Source organism: Pseudomonas sp. Fl5BN2 (assembly GCF_009908205.1).
GTDB lineage: Bacteria > Pseudomonadota > Gammaproteobacteria > Pseudomonadales > Pseudomonadaceae > Aquipseudomonas.
In genome coordinates, this window is record NZ_JAAARL010000043.1 from 1 (window position 1) to 22,091 (window position 22,091).

At 64.6% G+C, this 22,091-nt stretch carries 14 protein-coding genes and 1 pseudogene; 3 read left to right on the forward strand and 12 right to left on the reverse strand.

Annotation, left to right across the window (positions count from 1 at the left end):
* The 3 genes from GV819_RS32155 to GV819_RS32165 form a co-directional block, all read left to right on the forward strand.
* A partial coding sequence (locus tag GV819_RS32155) for an effector protein Tle3 domain-containing protein (RefSeq protein ID WP_161760055.1) occupies nt 1–416 on the forward strand: 416 nt, incomplete at its 5' end.
* Entirely contained in the window at nt 416–2,008 is a 1,593-nt protein-coding gene (locus GV819_RS32160) for a type VI lipase adapter Tla3 domain-containing protein (protein WP_306108865.1), read from the forward strand. The genes GV819_RS32155 and GV819_RS32160, both read left to right, overlap by 1 nt.
* 127 nt (nt 2,009–2,135) lie before the next feature.
* Nucleotides 2,136–3,728, forward strand: coding sequence for a type VI lipase adapter Tla3 domain-containing protein (locus GV819_RS32165; protein ID WP_306108866.1), 1,593 nt, complete (start codon nt 2,136–2,138; stop codon nt 3,726–3,728).
* A 290-nt stretch (nt 3,729–4,018) separates the two neighbouring features.
* Here the strand turns inward: GV819_RS32165 and GV819_RS32170 are convergent, their stop codons facing one another.
* The 12 genes and pseudogenes from GV819_RS32170 to GV819_RS32225 form a co-directional block, all read right to left on the reverse strand.
* Entirely contained in the window at nt 4,019–4,660 is a 642-nt protein-coding gene (locus GV819_RS32170) for a glutathione S-transferase (RefSeq protein WP_161760056.1), read from the reverse strand.
* Nucleotides 4,657–8,301, reverse strand: a complete 3,645-nt coding sequence (locus GV819_RS32175) for an AAA family ATPase (RefSeq protein ID WP_161760057.1) — start codon at nt 8,299–8,301, stop codon at nt 4,657–4,659. Before GV819_RS32175 ends, GV819_RS32170 begins: the two co-directional genes overlap by 4 nt.
* Nucleotides 8,298–9,542 carry an exonuclease SbcCD subunit D C-terminal domain-containing protein gene (locus tag GV819_RS32180; RefSeq protein ID WP_161760058.1) on the reverse strand — a complete coding sequence of 415 codons (1,245 nt, stop codon included), beginning with the start codon at nt 9,540–9,542 and terminating at the stop codon, nt 8,298–8,300. The genes GV819_RS32175 and GV819_RS32180 overlap by 4 nt, the downstream gene beginning before the upstream one ends.
* A 191-nt stretch (nt 9,543–9,733) precedes the next feature.
* Entirely contained in the window at nt 9,734–10,687 is a 954-nt protein-coding gene (locus tag GV819_RS32185; protein ID WP_161760059.1) for a helix-turn-helix domain-containing protein, read from the reverse strand.
* Between the two features lie 99 nt (nt 10,688–10,786).
* On the reverse strand, nt 10,787–12,877 hold the full coding sequence (gene capA, locus GV819_RS32190; protein WP_161760060.1) for a caprolactamase subunit alpha: 2,091 nt from the start codon (nt 12,875–12,877) through the stop codon (nt 10,787–10,789).
* A gap of 24 nt (nt 12,878–12,901) precedes the next feature.
* Nucleotides 12,902–14,647: pseudogene (gene capB, locus GV819_RS32195) on the reverse strand (caprolactamase subunit beta).
* Between the two features lie 251 nt (nt 14,648–14,898).
* Nucleotides 14,899–16,533, reverse strand: a complete 1,635-nt coding sequence (locus GV819_RS32200; RefSeq protein ID WP_161760061.1) for a BatD family protein — start codon at nt 16,531–16,533, stop codon at nt 14,899–14,901.
* The gene (locus GV819_RS32205; RefSeq protein WP_161760062.1) at nt 16,530–18,272 is read right to left on the reverse strand and encodes a VWA domain-containing protein; all 1,743 of its coding nucleotides are present in this window, start codon (nt 18,270–18,272) and stop codon (nt 16,530–16,532) included. The genes GV819_RS32200 and GV819_RS32205 overlap by 4 nt, the downstream gene beginning before the upstream one ends.
* Complete coding sequence (locus GV819_RS32210) at nt 18,269–19,345, reverse strand: vWA domain-containing protein (protein ID WP_161760063.1); 1,077 nt, start codon at nt 19,343–19,345, stop codon at nt 18,269–18,271. Before GV819_RS32210 ends, GV819_RS32205 begins: the two co-directional genes overlap by 4 nt.
* The gene (locus GV819_RS32215) at nt 19,338–19,832 is read right to left on the reverse strand and encodes a DUF4381 domain-containing protein (protein ID WP_161760064.1); all 495 of its coding nucleotides are present in this window, start codon (nt 19,830–19,832) and stop codon (nt 19,338–19,340) included. Before GV819_RS32215 ends, GV819_RS32210 begins: the two co-directional genes overlap by 8 nt.
* Nucleotides 19,829–20,770: a DUF58 domain-containing protein gene (locus GV819_RS32220; protein WP_161760065.1), complete on the reverse strand. Its 942-nt coding sequence runs from the start codon at nt 20,768–20,770 to the stop codon at nt 19,829–19,831. The genes GV819_RS32215 and GV819_RS32220 overlap by 4 nt, the downstream gene beginning before the upstream one ends.
* Nucleotides 20,771–20,775: 5 nt before the next feature.
* Nucleotides 20,776–21,735: an AAA family ATPase gene (locus tag GV819_RS32225; RefSeq protein WP_161760066.1), complete on the reverse strand. Its 960-nt coding sequence runs from the start codon at nt 21,733–21,735 to the stop codon at nt 20,776–20,778.
* Between the last annotated feature and the right edge of the window lie 356 nt (nt 21,736–22,091).

The following is a 22,091-nucleotide window of genomic DNA, read 5'->3' on the forward strand; positions in this document are numbered from 1 at the left end:
AGAACGGGGAGCATGAAGAGGCACTGTCGTTTCACTCGGCGATTCCCAACAACCCTGACCATAGCCGGCGAGTGCTGGCCTATGACGTGGCGATTGGGGCGGGAGAGAGCGTGGATGATGTGACGTTTTATGCGTATTTGTGTCGGGTGGCGGATTGGCGGTTGGATTGGGAGAGAACTAGGGGTGAAATCTACAGCGAGGAAGGTGTTGATGCTGACCTTCCAGACGAGGAAGTGGAGGCACTCTATCTTAAAGAAGAGGGCAGTAATCGCGAGTTAATCGGCTCAACAGTAACGTATCGCACGAATGGCGAATTGCCGGCTGCTGTAAAGGACAAAATGCCCTCCCTGGTAGCTACTCAGTCTCTAGCGGAACGCAGAGCGGGCAACCCTGTCCGTTTTGGAGGGCCCGTCTGATGCGCCGCATGCTTAGGTACTGGTCTCTCTCCGGCTTGCTACTGACCAGCCCACTGATTCAGGCCGCCGAACCCTCACTGACATCCATTCGCTGCTTTGCCAGTTCGGCCACGCCCGTGACTGCTTATACCTCGGCCAAGAAGGCTTCTACTATGACCGCTGAAACTCGCTACCGTGCACCCACTACTTCGCCTCGCTTGGAAACTCTGGATGTGCTCAGCATCGGCATAAGCCTGGATGTATTTCGGCAGGGGCAGACCTGGCAGGCTTTGCAAGAGCAGAGTGCGAAGCAAACGGAGTCACTGCACGTAGGCAGTATCTTGCCCATGGATCCAAAGAAGTACCCGGTGACTGCCGATGACAAGAATATGGCCTACGACAAACGGGAAACGGATGCATTGGAGCTGGGGCTAAGGGATTTTCTGGAAAAATGGCCGATTCCTACCGTCACTGTGGTTCGAGGTTGGAACCCTAAAACACCGAACCTTCGCTTCTCGCCTGAAAGAACTCAGCGCAGTTTGTCTGTCATGGTCAATAACATGCGAACACCTGCTGGGCTGCATTGGCATCGTATTCGTAACTTACAGGACGGCATTGTCTGCAACGACACTCCCGAGGGGGTGATGGAGTCGCTGTTCCAGATATTCGAGCGTAGCCCCGATCTTCCTGCGTTGTTGGTATATGTAAATGAGGGCATTAGCATGGCTGGCGCTCTATCGAGCAGAGATGTTTCCTTGAAGTCACTTGGGGCTGTTTCGGGCCCACGGCAACCTGACAAATTAACTGATGCGATGGTCGCCCTGGTCATCGGCCGCCCCGAGCGCGTCGAATGGCTGCGTTACTACGCACCCTTCACCAAGATCAACAAGAACAAGATCGATCCCGAGTTCACCGGCTGGGGTTGGCGTAAACCGGCCGTGGAGTTCCAACCTTCAGAGTTCATCCCCCAGCCCTGGACCGAACGCGCCCTTGAGCAATGGGACGCTTTACCGGTGCTGGCCCAGATCCACCGCCCGGTCACCGTTTCCCTGCAACGCCCGGACAACGGCGAACGTCTCAAGCGCGAAGCCCTGAGTGCGCAACTGGCCGCAGGTTGGAAAAAAGCCATCGACGGGATTACCCCAGCACCGGCCCGGTTGTTCTACGACGGCGGTTTGAACAGCGTGCCACTGGCCGAACTGATGCCTGCGCTCACCATTGCCCATAGCGCCCTGGACCTGCTGGACTCCCGTGAAAGCTACGACCTGACCCAGCGCCTGGGCGATACCGGCGCAGCCTCGCCCTTCGTCGGCATTGCCTTGGCCACCATGGCCAGTTACCAGAACGCCGACACCAGCGTGGTGATGCCCCTGCGTCGCAAGGACCAGGCAACGATCATTGCGGTCACCTCACCGACACCGGGAAAAAAACCGCTCGACAACAGGTTCGGCGTCAACCTGATGCCACAAACCGCCAGCACTGACACTAAGCAACCCGCGCCCGCAAGCAAACCGGCAGCCCCTTCATTGGCGAAATTTGAGAACGACGATTACGCAATCGAAGAGTTCGTGGCCAGCCTGAAACCCAAGGGCGACTGGATGGATGATTTGTAAGCCTTGGCCCCAGCACGCCAACACCCGGACGGCAAATGCCGTCCGCCCAGGACAAACGGAAAAACGGACAGACATGGCCATGGATAGCATTCGATTCGGCGACTCCACCACTCAAGGCAGAACGGTGATGCGTTCGGTATTCACCTGTTTGTCCATGGCTGGTTTGCTGTTGAGCAGTGGCGTGACTCTGGCCACAGAAGATCCGCTCACGCCTATTCGCTGCTTTGCCAGCCAGGCAACGCCTGTAGCTGCTTATCCTCTTGGCAAGAAGACTTCTGATATGTCAGCTGATACCCGCTACCGAGCTCCGACCACTTCGCCTCGATTGGAAACCCTGGATGTGCTCAGCATCGGCATGAGCCTGGATGTATTTCGGCAGGGGCAGACCTGGCAGGCTTTGCAAGAGCAGAGTGTGAAGCAAACGGAGTCACTGCATGTCGGAAGTATCCTGCCCATGGACCCGAAGAAGTATCCTCAGACCGCTGATGACAAGGACATGGCCTATGACAAGCGGGAAACAGATGCATTGGAGCTGGGGCTAAGGGACTTTCTAGAGAAATGGCCGATTCCTACCGTCACTGTGGTTCGAGGTTGGAACCCTAAAACACCGAACCTTCGCTTCTCGCCTGAAAGAACTCAGCGCAGTTTGTCTGTCATGGTCAATAACATGCGAACACCTGCAGGACTTCATTGGCACCGGATTCGTAATCTGCAAGACGGAATAGTCTGTAATGACACTCCCGAGGATGTATTGGAGTCCCTATTTCAAGTATTTGAGCGCAACCCTGATCTCCCTGCACTTTTGGTGTACACCAATGAAGGGATCAATATGGCTGGGGCATTATTGAGCAAGGATATTTCCTTGAAATCACTCGGCGCAGGATCTGGACCACGTAAATCAGGAGAACTCACCGACTCAATGGTCGCCCTGGTCATCGGCCGCCCCGAGCGCGTCGAATGGCTGCGCTACTACGCACCCTTCACCAAGGTCAACAAGAACAAGATCGATCCCGAGTTCACCGGCTGGGGTTGGCGTAAACCTGCCGTGGAGTTCCAACCTTCCGAGTTCATCCCCCAGCCCTGGACCGAACGCGCCTTCGAACAATGGGACGCTTTACCGGTGCTGGCCCAGATCCATCGCCCGGTCACCGTTTCCCTGCAACGCCCGGACAACGGCGAGCGTCTCAAGCGCGAAGCTCTGAGTGCGCAACTGGCCGCAGGTTGGAAAAAAGCCATCGACGGGATTGCCCCAGCACCGGCCCGGTTGTTCTACGACGGCGGTTTGAACAGCGTGCCACTGGCCGAACTGATGCCGGCCCTCACCATTGCCCATAGCGCCCTGGACCTGCTGGACTCCCGTGAAAGCTACGACCTGACCCAACGCCTGGGCGATACCGGCGCAGCTTCGCCCTTCGTCGGCATTGCCTTGGCCACCATGGCCAGTTACCAGAACGCCGACACCAGCGTGGTCATGCCCCTGCGTCGCAAGGACCAGGCAACGATCATTGCGGTCACCTCACCGACACCGGGAAAAAAACCGCTCGACAATAGGTTCGGCGTCAACCTGATGCCACAAACCGCCAGCACTGACACTAAGCAACCCGCGCCCGCAAGCAAACCGGCAGCCACTTCATTGGCGAAATTTGAGAACGACGATTACGCAATCGAAGAATTCGTGGCCAGCCTGAAACCCAAGGGTGACTGGATAGATGATTTGTAAGCCTCGGCCCAACAGTTCGACAGCAGGTCCACCATCCACAACGGGGCCAGGAAGGTGATTGGCAAGAGCCGGTGTTGATTGAAGGCGCAGCAGTGCGCGAACACATCATCGAATTGCAAGGCGGCCACTGTTGGCGGTGAGTTGAGCCGAGCCGGCAAACACCTACTGATTCGGGCGATTCGGTGATGTGGCTCTGGAGCAATTTGCCGGACAGTATCAGTGCTCAGCACATTGCTGATTTGTCCCGTCGTCGTTGGAACGTTGAAGGGCTGTTTCAGCAGAGCGGGTGCTCAAGGCTGCAAAACTGGAGAAGAAGCCTTAACCATCACCCGCCCAAACAACTCGGACTCAAGCCACTCCCGCAACCACCCCTGCAAGGCGCAATAGGGCGTCTGCGCAAACCACTGCCGATCCACGTGAGCAAACTGCCGAACAAATGGCAGCAACGCCATGTCCGCCAAGCTCGGATGTTCGGCCAGCAGATAGCGCCGCTCTTGCAGCAGGCCATCCAATCGAGCGAGAAATACCTCGCCCTGGCTCCGGTAATGCGCCATGGGCGCTTCGGGATAACGCTCGGCGTACTTGTAGCGATTGAGGTGCACCTTGAACACCTGGTCATTCTCGGCAATCAAGGCCGCCATCTGCGCCTGGGCTTCAGGGGCGCCGCTGAGCCGCCAGTTCTGCGGATCATGCTGCTCCAGCGCCCAGTACATGATCTCCAGGCTCTCATCGATCACCCTCCCATCGATATCCAGCACCGGCACCGTGCCCTTGGCGGACAGCGCCAGCATCTCTGGCGGCTTGGCCTTGAGGCTGACTTCGACGATCCGCACCGGCACTTGGGCATAGCACAAAGCCAGGCGGGCGCGCATGGCGTAGGGGCAGCGCCGGAACGAGTAAAGAGTCGCCAGCGGCGTTTCGATCAGGCTCATTTCACCTCCAGGGTGCTCAGGCCATTGCCCTGACGGCTGACCTGGATCTGCACCGGAATCCGTTCGTGCATTTCCTGCACATGGGAAATCACCGCCACCTTGCGCCCCTGGGCCTGCAGGCCGTCGAGGGCGTCCATGGCCAGTTGCAGGGACTCGGGGTCGAGGCTGCCAAAACCTTCATCGATGAACAGCGATTCGATCTTCAGCGTGCTCGACGCCATGGACGCCAGCCCCAAGGCCAGGGCCAGGGACACCAGGAAGGTTTCACCGCCGGACAATGAATGCACCGAGCGCAGTTCATCGCCCATCTCGGTGTCCAGCACCAGCAGGCCGAGCATGCTGCCGCCGCGCTTGAGCCGGTAGCGCCGCACCAATTGGCGCAGCTGGGCGTTGGCGTGGTGCACCAGCAGGTCGAGGTTGTAGGCCTGGGCGATCTTGCGGAAGGTATCGCCGGTGGCCGAGCCGATCAGGGCGTTGAGCCGCGCCCAGCGCTGCCATTCGCCGTAGGCGTCGCTGATGCGCTGGCCCAGGGCCTGGTTGGCCTCTTGGCGACGCTGGTCCTCGCTTTGCCGGGCCCGCAGTTCCGCTACCTGCTGCTCGCTGGCCAGAGCGTGCTGCTGCAGGTCTGCGAGGGCCTGGGTCAGTTGCTCGGCCGCAAGGTTGCCGTTGTGCTGGGCCTGATGCTGTTCCAGGCGCTGCTGGCGCTCCTGCAATAGCACCTTGGCTTGCTCGATGGCCTTGTCGTTGGACTGCAGGCGTTGGCGCAGTTCTTGGATCTGCGGCTCGTCCAGCTCCAGCAGTTGCTGCAGGCCGGCGTCATCCAGTTCCGGGTGTCGCGCACGCCATTGTTCGATGCTGTCGGCCAGTTGCTGCAGTTCGCCTTCCAGGGCTTGCAGGCGTTCTTCCCGGGACTTGAGCTCGACGCTCAGTTGGATCAGTTGCTGATGCAGGGCTTGCAGTTGCTGCTGGGCCGTGGCCTGGGCGTTGCGGGCTTGCTCCACGGCTTGATCGAGCTGTTGCTGCCAGCGCTCGGCGCTGGAGTGGGGGCCCAGGAGTTTGCTGAGTGTCGCCTGGCAGGCCTGCTGTTGTTCGCTCAGGGTGCTGAATTGCTGCTGGGCGTCCGTCAGCTGCTGCTGGCGGGTGAGCTGGCGGTCCTGCTCTTTCTCCAGCAGCTGTTGGCGTTGCTGTTGTTCTTCGGCCTCGTCCTGATGTGCTTGCAGCTGTTCGATGCGTTGCAGCACCTGCTGGTCCAGTTGCATGAAGGTGGTGGCCGGGTCGGCGCGCAGGCCGTCGAGCAGCGTGCCGGGCAACAGCTGGCTGAAGCTGGCCAGTTCCTCGTCCAGGCGCTGGCGGTCGGCGCTCAGTTGTTGCTGCTGTTGTTGCAGGTGCTGGGTTGCTTGTTGGCTGCTTTCAACTGCCTGCTGCAACTGCTGCTGAAGGCGCGCAGCGTCCTTTTGCAGGGTCAGCAGGGCGCCCTGGCGGCTTTCGTCCTGGCCGATGCTCTGTTGCAACTGCTCCAGTTGCTGGCGTAGCCAGGCATCGCGCTTGGGCGGCTCCTGGTCCAGCAGGCTGGCGCTCAGCGGGTGGGCTTGCAGGCTCGGTGCCAGGGCCTGCTGCTGACTGGCCAGTTGCTCCTGCTGCTGAAGGAACTCCTTCTGTTGGGCGATCAGGCCCTGTACCTGGGCCCGCAGTTCGTTGAGTTGTTCCTTGAGGCTGTCCACCGCCTTGCGGGCGTTGGCTTCTTCGTCCTGGTCGTGGCGACCCAGGCTCTGCAGCAGCGCTTCGGGCTGGTGATAGGGGTGCTCGACACTGCCGCACACCGGGCACGGTTGATCGTCCTGCAACTGCTCGCGCAGTTCCTCGACACTGGCACTGCGGGCCAGCCGCTGACGCTCCAGCAGCGCCTGGGTGACGCTCAGGGTCTGTTCGGCCAGTGCCAGCTCGGCCTTGGCGTGCAGGCCGACCTTGTTCAGTTCCTCGCGCTGGGTCGCGGCCGTCCGTTGTTTGTCCTGTAGGGCCTGGCTGCGCTGTTCCAGCTCCTGTTGCTGGGTCCACAGCCGTAGCAGTTCCTCGACCGCGCGCTGTTGCTTGCGGTTGTCCTGGAGCAGTGTGCCCAGCAGTTCGATCTGTTCGGCTACGGCCTGGGGTTCGGCACCGGCTTCGCTGTAGAGCAGTTCCAGGTGCGCGCGCTGTTCGCTCAATTGTTCGGCGGCGGCGTTGGCGCGTTGTTCCAGGCCCGGCAGTTCGGCCTGGCCCTGGTTCAGCCGGTTGCCGACCAGCATCAGTTGCTGCAGGCGTTCACGGTAGGCGTTCCAGGCCTCGCTCAAGGGGGCGAGGGCGGCGCTGTGCTGCAGTTGCCCGGCAATCTGCTCCAGGCGCTCGGCCACCAGGCGCTGCTTCTCCTGCAGTTCCTGGATGCCTTGCTGGCCTTGGGCGCTGGCGTGTTCGGCACGCTCACGCTGTTCGCTGGCCAGGGCCAGGCTCTGCGCCAGGCGGGTCAGGTTGCCCTGTTCGGCAAAGGCTTCGCGCAGCAGCGGGACGCTGTCGCGGTGCTGGTCCTGGGCCTGGGTCAAGGCGCTGCCGGCGTCCAGCAGTTGCTGTTGCAGTGGCTCCTGGCGTTGCTGGAGTTCGGTTTGCTGGTGCGCTTGCTGTTGGATCTGCTGGCGCAACGGCGCAACCGATTGCTCCAGTTCAGCCTGACGCAGGAACTGGTGACGCTGTGGCGCGAGTTGTTCCAGGCGTTGCAGGCGCAGGCGCTCCGGGGCCAGGGCTTGCGCCTGTTGCTCGGCCTCTTGTAGCTGTTCGGCGGCACTCTGCTGCGCCTCCTGCCACTGGCGCAGTTCCTTGAGCCAGCTGTGCTGCGCCTCAAGTTGCTTGAGCTGCGCCTGCTGGCCTTTGAGCTGTTGCTGGGCCTCGCTGAAGTGTTGGTCCAGCTCGGCCCGGGCCTCGGGCTCCAGGGGCATGATGCCGCTGGCCTGGGCCTTGAGCTCCTTGTGAACGTCCTCGGCTTCCTTGCTCTTGCTGTAGGCGCGGCGCCCCAGCTGGCTATAGATCGAGGTGTTGGTGAGCTTCTCCAGCAGTTCGCTGCGTTCTTTGTCATCGGCCTTGAGGAACGCGCTGAACTCGCTCTGGGCCAGCATCACCGCGCGGGTGAACTGCTCGAAGTTGAGGCCCAGGCGCGCTTCGATCAGTTGCTTGTATTCGCTCTTGCTCTGGTTGCTCAGCAACTGCTCGCTGTCCAGGTCGCTGAGGTTCTGCCGGCTGGCCTGCAGTTTGCCGTTGGCCTTGTCCCGGGCGCGGTTGGCTTCCCAGCGCGCGCGGTAGCGGCGGCCGTCGATGCCGACGAAATCCACCTCGGCGTAACCGCTGCCGGTGCCCCGGCGCAGCAGGGTGCGCGGGTCACTGGTAAGGATCTCACTGTCGATTTCCGGGACCTTGGTTTCCCGGCCGATGTTGTTCAGCCGCGGCACCGCGCCGAACAGCGCCAGGCACAAGGCATCGAGCAGGGTGCTCTTGCCGGCGCCGGTGGGCCCGGTGATGGCGAACAACCCGGCACTGGCCAGGGGCTCGGCAGTGAAGTCGATCTCGAAGGGGCCGGCCAGGGAGGCCAGGTTCTTCAGGCGGATGGCCAGGATCTTCATGGCTGTTCCCCTTCTTGTTGAACGTCCTGCAACAGCAGGGCGAAGTCCTTGAGGGTGGCTTCGTCCACCTCGCTGGCGTAGCTGTCGCGCCAGGCCCGGCGGAACAGTTCTTCGGGACTCAGCTGATCCAGTTCGATCAGCTCGGTGCCGCTGTCCTCGCCATCGCGACTGCCGTTACCGGCGTATTCGGCGGCGATCCGCACCAGGCGCACGGCCTTGCCTTGCAGAACACTTTCCACTTGCTGGCGCAGGTCCGGCTGCGGCTCGTCCAGGCGTATCCGCACCTCCAGCCAGGGCTGGCGCTGCTCCTCGGCCAGCAGGTCGATGTCCGGCAGCTCGCCAAGTTGCGTGAGAATCTCGCCCAAGGGGGCCGGGCCCACGCGTTGCAGGTTGACGGCCCGGGGAATCAGTCGCGGTTCCACACTGACCAGGGTTTCACCGTCCAGGCGCACATCGAGGATCTGGTGCTGATAGTTGATCTCGGAAAACGACAGCGGGATCGGCGAGCCGCTGTAGCGGATGCGCTCCTCGCCATTGACCTTCTGCGGCTTGTGCAGGTGCCCCAGGGCCACGTAGCTGACGTCCGCGCTGAACAGGCTGGCGGGCAGGGCCTCGGCGTTGCCGATGATCAGGCTGCGCTCGGAATCTTCGGAAATCGAGCCGCCGGCCATGTGCGCATGGCTTATCGCTACCAACGCCTGGCCCGGCTGGCGCTTGGCGTTGGCGGCGGCGATCAGCCATTCATGGACCTGGGCGATGCCCTTGAGGTAGTCGTCGCCCAGTTGCGCGCCGGTGACCTCTGCCGGCCGCAGGAACGGCAGCGCCAGGCACCAGCCGGCAATCGCGCCGCTGGCATCGGGCAGCGGCAGCAGCAGGCGCTCGGCGTCCAGCTGGCCGTCATCCAGCCACAGCACCCGGCCCAGGGCATGGGTGCGCAAGCGGCGCATCAGCGGCGCGGGCAGTTCGATGCGCGAGCCGGAGTCGTGGTTGCCGGCGATCATCACGATGGTCAGGGCCGGCTGTTGCTCGTGGGCGCTGACGATGAAGTCATACAGCCGTTCCTGGGCTTTGACTGGCGGGTTGACGGTGTCGAAGATGTCGCCGGCGATCAGCAGCACATCCGGCTGCTCGTGTTTTAGCTGGCGCAGTAGCCACTCGAGAAAGCAGGCGTGTTCGAAGTCGCGTTCCTGGCCGTGGAGGTTCTGGCCCAGGTGCCAGTCGGAGGTGTGAAACAGACGCAAGGCAAACTCCGCATGAAAAGGGCTTGGCCGCACACAGGATGACAGCGGCGAAAGGGTACGGAGTTTACTGGCAAATACGACTTCATGCCTGGCGCTGTGGCAAATGCATCCGGGTCACCCCGGCACGCCAGCCTGGCATTGCCACTGCCGGGCCTGCAGGGGCCTGAGACGCAGCGCTCGTCGGTTGGCGTTCAGCCCCGGCCGTTGCGCATTTCGCTGGCGGTGCAGCCGTAATACCGGCGGAAATGCCGGGCGAACTGCGCCTGGTCGCTGAAGCCCCAGCGTGAGGCCAGTTCGCCGATGGACAGGCGGCAGTGCGGGTCGCGCAATTGCCGGTGCACTGCCGCCAGGCGTTGCTGGCGAATCCATTCGCCAAGGCTGCAGGGGTGGTCGGCGAAGAGCTTGTGCAGGTAGCGCAAGGAAATGCCGCAGGCTTCGGCAACCTGCCTGGGTGCCAGTTCTGCTGCGCCCAGGTGCTGTTCTACATAGGCTTCGATGCGTTGCAGGTGCAGGGCCGCGAGGTTCGAGGTTTCACTGTTCAGGACCCGCTCATCCTGGCGCAGGGTCAGCAGCAGGGTCGACAGCGCCTGCTCCAGCAGCATGTGCCGCGCCGCCGGGGCGCATTCATCAAAGCGGGCGGCGCACATCGCCAACTGGTCGGCGAAGATCCGTCCCAGGCCGCGCCGGGCATCGAAGCAGAAGCGGGTGTAGCGTTTGGCCCCGCGCAACTGGCCGTGCAGGGCCTGTTCCGGCAGCTTGAACACCCACAGGTCGTTGTCGCTGGCGTAGCGGAAGCGGTAGGGCGCATCGCCCCGTTCGAAGATGAAGCTGCCGGGCCGGCACTGCAGTTCGCGGCCGTCCTGCTCGAACAGCACCTCGTGGCGCCGGGGAATGGTCACCAGATAGCAGGCCTGGGCATCGTTGCTGACCTGTGCCTTGCTCCGTGAGTAACCCAGCCGACTGGAGCGCAGGCGGGACAGGGCGAGGGCGCTGCTGGGGGTTTCCCAGATCTGCAGGTTGCCCTGGAAGCGGCTGTCGGTGCCGAACTCCAGGGACAGGGGAAAGTAGGCGTTGCCAATGGCCTCGGCCCAGCGCGGCTGGCACTGGCTGTCGGACCAAGAGCGGGTGGAAAGCTGCTGAACCATGATCACGCCTGCCTGTTGTGTTTTTTATAGCCAGGACGGCACCGGGTGGTCAGCCACGGTGCCTGGGGTGGAGCATCTTTGGGCAAAAGCCCGGGAGGGTCAATCGACAGGCGTCAGCCGGTAGCAGGCCGACGGCGCCAGGGTGGCTTGCCAACCCGGCGGCACGACGATGTTGGTGGTGGCTTCCTCGATCACGCAGGGGCCTTGCAGCGTTTGCCCGGCCGGTAACTGCTCGCCGTGGTACACCGGCGTCGGTTGCCAGCCGCTGGCGTCGTTGAACAGCATCGGCCGCTGTTCCCGCGGCGTCGCCGCCTGCCGTTGCTGGGGAACCGGCAACTCTGGCATCGGCGGATGCTGCAGCCGGGCGATCACCGAGCATTCAAGGTTCACCAGCTCGATCGGGCTCTGCGGCTCGCTGTAGGAAAACAACGCCTTGTGCCGGGTATGGAAGGCCTCGCGCAAGGTGACGAGGCCGACCTGATCCAGGCTGCTGCTGGCCAGTTCGACGCTGCATTCGTGGATCTGCCCCAAGTAGCGGATCTCCAGGTTGTATTGGGTATCGATCCGGTTGCCGTTGCTGAAACCGTCCTGGCGCAGGTTTTCCAGGCCCTGCTCGCGCAACTTCGCCAGGGTCTGGTTGAGCAGCGTCAGGTCCACATGCGCATCGTCCAGGCGCATGGGCAGGGTGGTCAGTTGGTCGTAGCGGATGTCCGAGAGAATCTGCCCGTAGGCGCACAACCCCGAGGCGACCTTGGGGATCAGCACCACCTGGCTGCCGATCTCCTCGGCCAGGCGGATCACGTGCATGCCCGCCGCGCCGCCGGCGCCGATCAGGGCGAACTGGCGCGGGTCGTAGCCACGCTCCACCGACACCCGGCGGATGCCGCTGACCATGTTCAGGTTGACCAGGGTGATGATCCCCAGGGCCGCACGCTCGACGCTGATCCCCAGGGGCTCGGCGATCTTGCTGCGGATCGCCTCCAGGGCGGCCTGGCGCTGCAGGCGGATGCTGCCGCCCAGCAGCGCACCGTCCGCCAGGTAGCCCAGCGCCAGGTTGGCATCGGTCACCGTCGGTTCGCTGCCACCCTTGCCGTAGCACACCGGCCCGGGGTTGGCCCCGGCGCTGCGTGGGCCGACCTGGAGCATGCCGAAGGGGTCGAGGTAGGCAATGGAGCCGCCGCCGGCACCCAGGGTTTCCACCTGGATCATCGGCACGCCGATGCGGTAGCGCAGAAAATCACTGTCCTTGCTGAAGTTGGTGCGCCCGCCCTGGCTCAGGGTGATGTCGAAGGAGGTGCCGCCCATGTCCACGGTGATCACATTGTCGATACCGAACGGCCGGGCCACGCACAAGCCGGCCTGGGGCGCCGAGGCGGGGCCGGAGTTGATCGCGTTGACCGCCCGCTCACGCATGACCGCCCCGGGGGCCAAACCGCCGTTGGACTGGAAGTAGCGGGTCGGCTGCTGCGCACCAAGCTCCTCGAACAGGCTGTCGATGCGTTCGATGTAGCGGCCCATCACCGGGCTCAGGTAGGCGTTGACCACGGTGCTGGAGGTGCGGGTGTACTCGCGGATCTGCGGGAACACTTCATTGCCGGTGCAGACGAACACCTCTGGCAGGGCCGCGCGCACCAGCTGCGCCGCACGTTGTTCGTGGGCCGGGTTGCGCACCGACCAGACGAAGGAAATCGCCACCGCCTGGACCTGCTGTTGGCGAAAGTAATCGATGGCGCGCTGGATCGCCGCTTCGTCGAGGGGCGCGTGTTCGCGGCCGTCGCTGAGCATGCGCCCGCCGATGGGCCGGCGCAGGTGGCGCGGCACCAGCATGTGCGCCGGCGGGTAGCTGGCATCGTAGCGGTGGCCGTCCTCCTTGTGCCCGAGGCGGATCTCCAGGCTGTCTTCATGGCCGTCGGTGCACAGCAGTCCGACCTTGACCCCGGTTTTCTCGATCAGCGCGTTGAGGGCGACGGTGGTGCCGTTGATGCACAGGTCGCAGTCGCCAATGATCTGCGCCGGGCTGCGGCCGATGGCGTCGGCGATCTGCGCCAGGCCGTTGCGGATGGCCAGGGTGCCGTCCTGCGGGGTCGAGGGGGCCTTGAACAACTGCACGTTGCCGTTCTGGTCGGCGAGGATGAAGTCGGTGAAGGTGCCGCCGGCGTCGATGCCCAGGCGATAGTGTTGCTTGCTCATGAGTAAGGCTCCGTGGGCTCGGGTTCAGGGGCGGGCGCGCAGGGCGCGGGTGGCGTCGTGGTCGAGTTGGTCTGCGGCGTCGAATGCCACGCCGTAGTCCAGGCGCGCACCCTGCGCGGAAATCAGGCCGTTGCGCAGGTCTTCGGCGACTCGCGGCGGCGGCCGCTGGAACGGATCGCCATAACCGCCGCCGCCGGGGTTGAAGTTGATCACCCGTTCCCCGGGGTGCGCGGTCAGTTACGCGTTGTGCTGGTAGGTCTGTTCCTGGCCATCGGCGCGGCGGTGGATCAGCCGCCCGAGCTTGGGCGCCAGCAAGCCGTTGCGTGCACCTGCAGCACCGGCGGTGGGCAGTTGCCGGCCTTCGCCGAAGCCGACCACGGTCATCGGGTGCTGCAGCGGTTCGATCTCGATGCAGGTGCCGGAGCCACCGCGAAACTGCCCGGCGCCGCCACTGTCGGTGATCAGGCTGTAGCGGTGGATGAGGATCGGGTAGGCGTATTCCAGCAACTCGATATCCCCGGACATCAGCGCGCCGAAGCAGCACAGCGGACCGCAGGCCGGCCAGCCGTCCATGGCCTGGTTGGCCCCGGCCCCGGAGATGATCGAAGCCAGGACCATGGTCACGTACTCGGCGTTATCGTTGCGCGGGTCGTGCCCGGCAATGTTGATCCCGCTGGCGTGGCCCCAGGACGCGGTGACCCGTTCCGGTGCTGCCTGCTCCAGGGCCTGGCGCACCGCGTCGGCGAGGGTTTCCATGGGCGTGGTGGTGCTGTTGACGTGGGGCGCGGGCTCGCTGGCGTTGCACAGGGTGCCCGGGGCGCCGAGGTCGACGCTGATGCAGCGGTACAGGCCCTCGTTATAGGGCGGCGGCACCTGGGCGAACATCATCAGCCCCAGGTACACCCCGGATACCGAGTTGCCGGCGTAGGAATTGATGAAATAGGGCACCTGGGGCGGGCTGTCGATTCGCACATGGGCCTGGTCGCCGCTGATCCGCACCTCGGCGTTGATGGTCAACTGGCCCAGGCCGTGGCCTGCGTCCTCCAGCACCGCGCTGCCGTGGTAGACGCCGTCCGGCACCTCACGCAGCAGCGCGCGCATATGCCGGTCGGCCATGTCCTTGAGCTCATCGATGCAGGCGCGTACCTGTGCCACGCCGTAGCGTTCGAGCAGTTCCAGCAGATGCCGCTCACCGACGCTGCAAGCACCGTACTGGGCATTCAGGTCGCCTTCCTGGTAGGCCCGGGCACGCATGTTGGTCAGCAGCAGGTTGATCACGTCTTCCCGGCGCTGGCCCTCGGACCAGAGCTTGACCGGTGGAATCCGCAGGCCCTCGGCATAGATTTCCTTGGCATCCGGGTTGTAGCCGGCGGGCACCGGGCCGCCGATGTCGGTGAGGTGGCCCTTGCACACCGCCCAGAACACCAGTTCGCCCTGATAGAACACCGGCTTGTACATGCAGCAGTCGAGGATGTGGCTGCCCTGGTAGGCCGGGTCGTTGTGATAGATCACATCGCCTGCGCGGATGTCGTTGCCGAAGAACCCGGCCACGCACTTCATCGCCGGGATCAGCGAGCCGAGGTGGATCGGGATGTCCTGGCCCTGGAGGACCATTTCCGGCAGGTGGTCGAACAACGCGTTGGAGTAGTCGTGGGCCAGGTTGAAGACGCTGGAGCGGCCGGTTTTCTCCAGGGTCAGGGTCATTTCTCGCTGCGCGGTTTCCAGCGCCCCTCGCACCACGGCGAGGGTGATCGGATCTACTGTGCTCATGGCTCACCTGAGTTCTTGTTGTTCTCGGGGTGGGGCGCGGCGAATACCGGGCCCACGGCCTTAAGCTACGCGCAGGGCGCGGCACCTGGCTTGTCGCCAGGTGCAGGGCTTTTTGCGTTCTGGTGCACTGTCGCCACTGCTGAATGTGGGGGCACGCGCTGTAGGAGCCGGCTCGCCAGCGAAGAGGCCCGCAAGATCGCCTTCGCCGGCAAGCCGGCTCCTACGCGGGAGGGGGATGGGCGGAAGGCGGGTTACTTGGGGTACAGCGGCGGCAGGCTGGTGGTGTCCGCCACCGGGTCCTGGACCCGTTCATTGATGGGAATGGCACGGATCACCCGCCACAGTTCCTCACCTTGCCAGTACTGGCCGGTTTCGCTGTAGAGGGCGCCGTTGAGACCGTCCAGGGCATCGGACAACGGCACGAAGCGCGCCGCCATCTCGGCCAGGGTTTCCGGCTGCTGGCGGGCCCAGGCGTCCAGGGCCTGGCGGGTGGCCTGGGGGTCGTTGGCCTGGCAGGCGCGCTTGAGGTCGTCCAGCAGCGAGCGCGGGCTGGGGCCGGTCTGCGCTGCACGCAGCACTGCCGGTCGCGAGCGCGCGCGCCACCACAGGCCAAAGCCCAGCAGGGTGCTGCAGGCCAGCAGCAGGGTGCTCAGTTGCCAGGGCCACAGCGCATCGTTGTCGACACTGGCCTGGGGCGTGCCGGCCGGGGTGTCCACCACCAGGCTCGGGTTGTTTGCCACTTGCAGGGTTCGCGCCGGCAGGCTGGTGCTTTCCAGGCGGTCTTGCTGAGTGTTCCACCAGGTCACTTCCAGCGCCGGCAGTTCGATGTTGCCAGTGCGTGTCGGCACCAGGGCCTGGCGGTCTTCACGTACCCCCAGCAGGCCATGTTCGACCGGTTGGTTGCTCAGTTGCGGCTGGTCCGGGTAGCTGCGCAGGCCGGCGATCTCGGTCAGGGGCAGTGGCGGCAGTTGCGCGCTGGACAGGCCCTCGGCGCGCAGGATCAGGCTGCGAGTCAGCGAGTCGCCCACCTGGGGGCGATCCGGCTCGGGGCTCCAGCTTTCACTCAGGCTCAGGCTGCGGGCCGGCAGCCAGGGCGCATCGGCCGGGTAGGCGGCGGGCTTGGCCAGCACCTGCAAGGTCAGTTCGGTGGAACTGACGTGGATCAGCTTGCTGGCCTTGGGCGCCTGGGGGCTGGCCGGCTGGCCATTGCCCGGGTTGGCCAGGGTGGCACTGAAGGTCAGTGCCGGGATCTGCAACGGACCGCTGCGCTGGGGATACAGGGCGTAGCGCATCTCGATCACCCCGTGGCGCACGCCGTTGATGAGCTTCTCGTAGGTGCGCGGTTCCCCCAGTTGCTCGACCCGGGCATCGCTCAGTACCAGCGGGCTGAGGTTGCTGTCATCGAACAACGGCACCGAGTGGTAGATGTGCAGGGTCAGCAGGGCCTGGGCCTGGACGTAGACCTTGGGCTGGTCGAGTTCGGCGTCGATGAACACCGGCGCCAGGCGCGCGGCCTGATCCTGCAGCGGGCTGGCGTTGACCTGCAGGCTCAGGGCCTGGCTTTGCAGGTTGCCCAGTTGCAACGGGGCAATTTCCAGGGTACCGGTGTGGCGGGGCAGCAGCGTGATGATCCAGCGGGTGCTGGCGTGGCTGTCGCCCAGACTGTTGAGCTGGTTGACCTGGCGTGTACCGCGGACTTCGAACTGCGCCTCCAGGGGCGCCAGGTCGGGCTTGCCAAACTGGGTGACGTCGGTGGACTCCAGGGTCAGCTCGACGGTTTCCCCGGAGTTCACCTGGCTGCGATCCAGGCTGGCGAGCAGCCCGGCAGCCTGGGACTGCGAGGTCCAGAGTGCGAGGGCAAGCAGAAGGGCGGTGCAGCGGGTCATCGAGTTTTTCCCTGATCCTGATGGGTTTGCTGTTCGTACCAGAATTTACGCCTCAGCAATTCTCCCGGATCGTCCGGGATCTTGCGCAGCCATTGTTCCAGCGCCTGCTGGTGTTCAGTGTCCAGGCTGTCCTGTGCCGGGCGTAGCGGGGTGGTGGTGTGCTGGTCATCCAGCTCACTGCCGGGCACCTCGCTGTGGCCAGTGTTCTGCGTGTCCTGCGGCGGCGTCGCACCTTCGTCCGGGGGCGTTTCGACGGGGCTGCCCGGTGTTTCGCTGCCGGGTGGTGGTTCGGTGGCGGCGCCGCTGGGCCCGGGGCGCTGGTTGTCGTCGCTGTCGGGGTTTTCCGGTTTTTGCACGGGCGGCGGCTCGACCGCTTGCTGCTGTTGCAACAGGCTTTCCACCAGGGCCTTGTTGTACAGCGCCGGTTGCAGGTCCGGCTGGCGTTCCAGTGCCTGCTCGTAGGCGTCGATGGCGGCTTCCAGTTCGCCGGCGCGGGCCAGGGCATTGCCGCGATTGTAGTGGGCGCGAGCGTCGTTGCCTTCAGCAAAACGCTCGGCGGCGGCATTGTAGTTGCCCGCTTCATACAAGGCCACGCCTTGCCATTGCGGGTCCTGGAAATGCCGCGCGGCTTGCGCCGGCCGCTGCTGCTCCAGCAGGCGCTGGCCCTGCTGGTCGGGACGCAGCCACAGGTCATTGAAGTCCAGGGCGTAGCTGGCTTGCGGCACGGCGAACAGCAGCAGCGGCAGGCAGAACAGCCAGCCCCGGCGCCCGGCGCAGGCCGCCAGTAACAACAGCGGCAGCAGCAACCAGTAACCCTGGTCGGCCCAGGTATCCAGGCGCAGGGTCTGGCCGTCGTTGCGCACGCCCTGGGGGCCGGCCAGCAGGCCCAGGCCGCGCAGGTCGCTGTCATCCAGGCGGGCCTGGCGATAGCGGCCGCCGACCTCGCCGATGAACTGCTTGAGGTCGGGGCTGTCCAGGCGCGATACCAGGATCGCGCCCTGGTCGTCCTTGAGGTAGCTGCCGTCTTCCTGGGTGACAGGGGCGCCGTCGCGGCTGCCGATACCCAGCATCAGCAATTGCGGTGCGTCGCCGTTCAGGGCCTGGCGGATGCCCAGGCGTTCCTGTTCGCTGAGGGCGCTGGCGATCAGCAGCACCCGGCCCTGGCCCAGGGCGCCCTGGTCCAGCAGCTTGAGGGCCTTGAGCAGGGCCAGGTCGGCGCGTTGTCCGGGCTGGGGCATGATCGACGGCTTGAGGGCGTCCAACAGGTTGCGGCTGGTGGCCAGGTCATCGGACAGCGGCACCAGGGTATGGGCGCTGCCGGCGTAGACCACGATCGCGGTCTGTGCGTCGCTGCGCAGGGCCAGCAGGTCGAGCAACTTGTGCCGGGCCTGCTCCAGGCGATTGGGCGGCACGTCGTTGGCGAGCATCTGCGGGGTCAGTTCCAGCAGCACCACCAGCGGGTCGGCGGGTTTCTGGCTGGTCTGCTCCACCCGCTGCCAGCTGGGTCCCAGCAGGGCCAGCACGGCCAGCAGCCAGGCCAGGCCCAGGGCCACCCAGGGCAGCTTGCTTTCGCGGCCATTGCCACCGCTGAGCAGCGCGGCATGAAAGGCCGGCGGCAGGATCATCTGCCAGCGGCCGGCGCGTTTCTGCCGGTGCCAGAGTTGCCACAGCAGCAGCGCCAGCAGCGGCAGCAGCAGCAACCACCAGGGTCGAAACCAATGGGGCCAGAGACTGATCATCGACGTCTCCGCAGGCGCAGGCGCTTGAGCCGCTGCCGCCAATCATGGCTCGGTTGTAGAAAAGGTGACTGGGTAAAGAAACGTTGCAGCGGGTTGTCCGGCCAGCGTTCGCGCAGCACCAGCAGCATGCTGAGCAGCAATGCCGTAGCCAGGGGCCAGTGGTACAGGGCCTGGGCCGGGCGCGCTTGGGTCGGTTGCTGGGCCACGGGTTCGAGCTGGTCGAGGGTGTCCTTGATCGCCTGCAATTCCTGGCCGTCGCGGGCACGGAAATAGCGGCCGCCGGTCACTTGCGCCAGTTCCATGAGGGCCGGCTCGTCCAGGTCCAGGCTAGGGTTGAGCCCCAGCACCCCGAGGGTGGCGCTTTGTTCCGGGTCGGCGCCAATGCCGATGGGGTAGATCTTTACCCCTTCCTCGGCGGCCAGGCGCGCGGCGGTAATCGGTGCGATCTCGCCACCGTTGTTGGCGCCGTCGGTGACCAGGATCAGCACCCGGCTCTGCGCCGGACGTTGGCGCAGGCGTTTCAGCGCCAGGCCGATGGCGTCGCCGATGGCGGTGTTCTTGCCGGCAATGCCGATCTTTGCTTCATCGAGCCAGACCCGCACCGTATGCCGGTCGAAGGTCAGCGGCGCTTGCAAGTAAGCCTTGCTGCCGAACAGGATCAGGCCGACCCGGTCGCCTTCGCGGTGCTCGAGAAAATCCCCCAGCAGGTGCTTGACCAGGCTCAGGCGGCTGACGTCCTCGTCCTGCCACTGCATGTCGGGAAAATCCATGGAACCGGACACGTCCACCGCTACCAACAGGTCGCGGCCACTGGCGGCCACCGGCAGCGGTTCCCCCAGCCATTGCGGGCGCGCCGCGGCCAACAACAGCAGCACCCAGAGCAGGATGAAGCGTGCCTGCTGGCGCCAGGTCGGCAGGTGGGCCCGGGCCCGGCGCTTGGACAGAGTTTCCAGCTCACTGAGAAAACTCACCTTCAGCGCCGGCTCGCCGCTGTCGGCCACCGGCAGCACCAGGCGCAGCAGCCAGGGCAGCGGCAACAGGGCGAAGATCCACGGCCAGGCGAACTCAAACATGCTTGCGAATCCAGGTGTCCACCGCCTGGGTCAGGCCGGCGATGGCTTTGTCGTCGAGCTTGCACTCGGGTTTGTAGGCGCCCTCCACCAGCACCATCCAGCGGGTCAGGCCGGCGGCGGGGCAGCGGTTATCAAGAAATGCCAGCCACTTGCGGCCATTGAGCGTGTGGCTCTGGCTGTAGGGGTAATGGTTGCGGCACAGGCGTTTGAGCAGGGCATTGAGGGCCTGCAGCCAGGCCCCGGCGGGCGCACCGTCATAAGGCTTGGGCAGCAGTGCCAGTTCCGCCAGGGCGGCCAGGCGTACTGGGTCCAGGGGCTGTTCACTGCGGGCCTGGGGCGCCTTGCGTGGCCACAGATGGCGCCAGCGCCAGATCGCCAGCCCCAGCAATGGCAGCAGCACCGCCAGCAGCCACCAGCCCGGGGCCGGTGGCCACAGGCCGATCTCGGGGGGCGGCAGCAGGGGTTGCAGTTGCTCCAGGGTGCTCATCGGCCGGTTCCTGGACGTTGCGGGTTGAGGTACTCGCGCAACTGCTCGACCATCTCGCTCTGGGTGCTCAGGGGCATCAGCAGCACCCGCAGTTTCTGCGCCAGGCGTTCCCAGCGGGCGATCCGCGCTTCGCTCTGGGCGCGATAGGCCTGGCGCAGTTCGTAGTTCAGGGTGTCCAGTTCCAGCTGTGCGCCGCGCTCGGCAAAACGCAACAATCCGGCAGCGGGCAGGGCATGGTCCAGGGGGTCGGACAGCGGCATCAGCAGCAAATCGCAATGCCGTGACAGCAGGCTCAGTTGCTGTTCGGCGGCGTCGCTCAGGGCGCGTTCGTCACAGATCACGATCACCAGGCTGCCAGGGCGCAACACCTCACGGCCACGCATCAGCGCGGTGCCCAGGGCATCGCGCTGCGGTTGGGCTTCAGCGTGCAGCGACTGGTTGACCCGCACCAGGCGGTTGAGCAATTGCAACAGGCTCTGCTTGCTGCGCCGGGGCTTGATCTCGTAGTGCTCGTCGTCGCCGTAGACCAGGCCGCCGACCCGGTCGTTGTGGCCCAGGGCGGCCCAGCCGATCAGGCTCGCGGCCTGGGCCGCGAGTACCGACTTGAACATCAGCCCGGAGCCGAAGAACAGCTGGCGGCTCTGTTCCACCATGATGAAGATCGGCCGCTCGCGTTCCTCGTGGAACAGCTTGGTGTGGGGTTCCTGGGTCCGTGCGGTAACGCGCCAGTCGATGGTGCGCACGTCGTCGCCGGCCTGGTAGACCCGCACCTGGTCGAAGTCCACACCGCGTCCGCGCAGCTTGGAATGGTGCAGGCCGATCAGCGGGCTGCGCTGGCTCGGGGTGGAGAACAGCTGCACCTCGCGCACGCGATGGCGCATCTCGATCAGCTCGCCGAGGGTAATGCGGATGCCGGGTTCGGCGCTGGCTTGAGTCATGCAGGTCAGGCGACGGCAACGACGTCGAGGATGCGCTGTACCACACGGTCCTGGTCGATGCCTGCCGCTTCAGCCTCGAAGGACAGAATGATGCGGTGGCGCAGTACGTCGAACAGCACCGCCTGGATGTCTTCCGGGCTGACGAAGTCGCGGCCGGCGAGCCAGGCGTGGGCGCGCGCGCAACGGTCCAGGGCGATGGAACCGCGGGGGCTGGCACCGTAGGCGATCCACTCGGCCATTTCCGCATCGAACTTGCCCGGAGTACGGGTCGCCATCACCAGCTGTACCAGGTATTCCTCCACCGCGTCGGCCATGTACAGGCCGAGGATTTCCTTGCGTGCGGCGAAGATCGCCTGCTGGCTGACCCGGCGTTCAGGCTTGGTTTCGCCGTTCAGGGCTTCGCCCCGGGCCTGCTGGAGGATGCGCCGCTCGACGGCGGCGTCCGGGAAACCGATCTTCACGTGCATCAGGAACCGGTCGAGCTGGGCTTCGGGCAGCGGGTAGGTGCCTTCCTGCTCGATCGGGTTCTGGGTCGCCATCACCAGGAACAGTGGCGACAGTTCATAGGTGCTGCGGCCGACACTGACCTGGCGTTCGGCCATGGCTTCGAGGAGTGCCGACTGGACCTTGGCTGGGGCGCGGTTGATCTCGTCCGCCAGCACCAGGTTGTGGAAAATCGGGCCTTGCTGGAACACGAAGCTGCCGGTTTCCGGACGATAGATCTCGGTGCCGGTGATGTCGGCTGGCAACAGGTCGGGGGTGAACTGAATTCGATGGAATTGCGCTTCAATGCCTTCGGCCAACTCTTTGATGGCCTTGGTCTTGGCCAGGCCTGGAGCGCCCTCGACCAGCATGTGGCCGTCGGCGAGCAGGGCGATGAGCAAGCGCTCGATGAGTTTTTCCTGGCCGAGAATCTGCGTTGAAAGAAAGGTTCGCAGCGCCAAAAGCGCTTCACGATGTTCCATCGATGACTGTTCCTGGAGAGGGTGCGCCCCGGGCGTTGAAATAACGTCGGGGCTGGGTGCGCTACTTTAATCCATAGCAGGGGTCGGCGACTAACGGGGAAAACCTGATTTGGCCAATTAGTCGGAAATTTCCGTGTTTTTTTGCAGCCCTTGCCTGGTGCTCCCTGCAGGGGTCCTCTGTTTGCGAAGGGGGCTTGGGTTGTGCGCAGCTCTTGCGGGCCTCTTCGCTGGCAAGCTGTTGTGGCTCAATGTTCCTGGACCACTCTGTAGGAGTTTCAACCTAAGGAAGCATCATGGGATTTCGGGTCGTTACCGCTGAAGAAAAGGCTGAAGCCATTCGCTTGGTCGTGGAGATG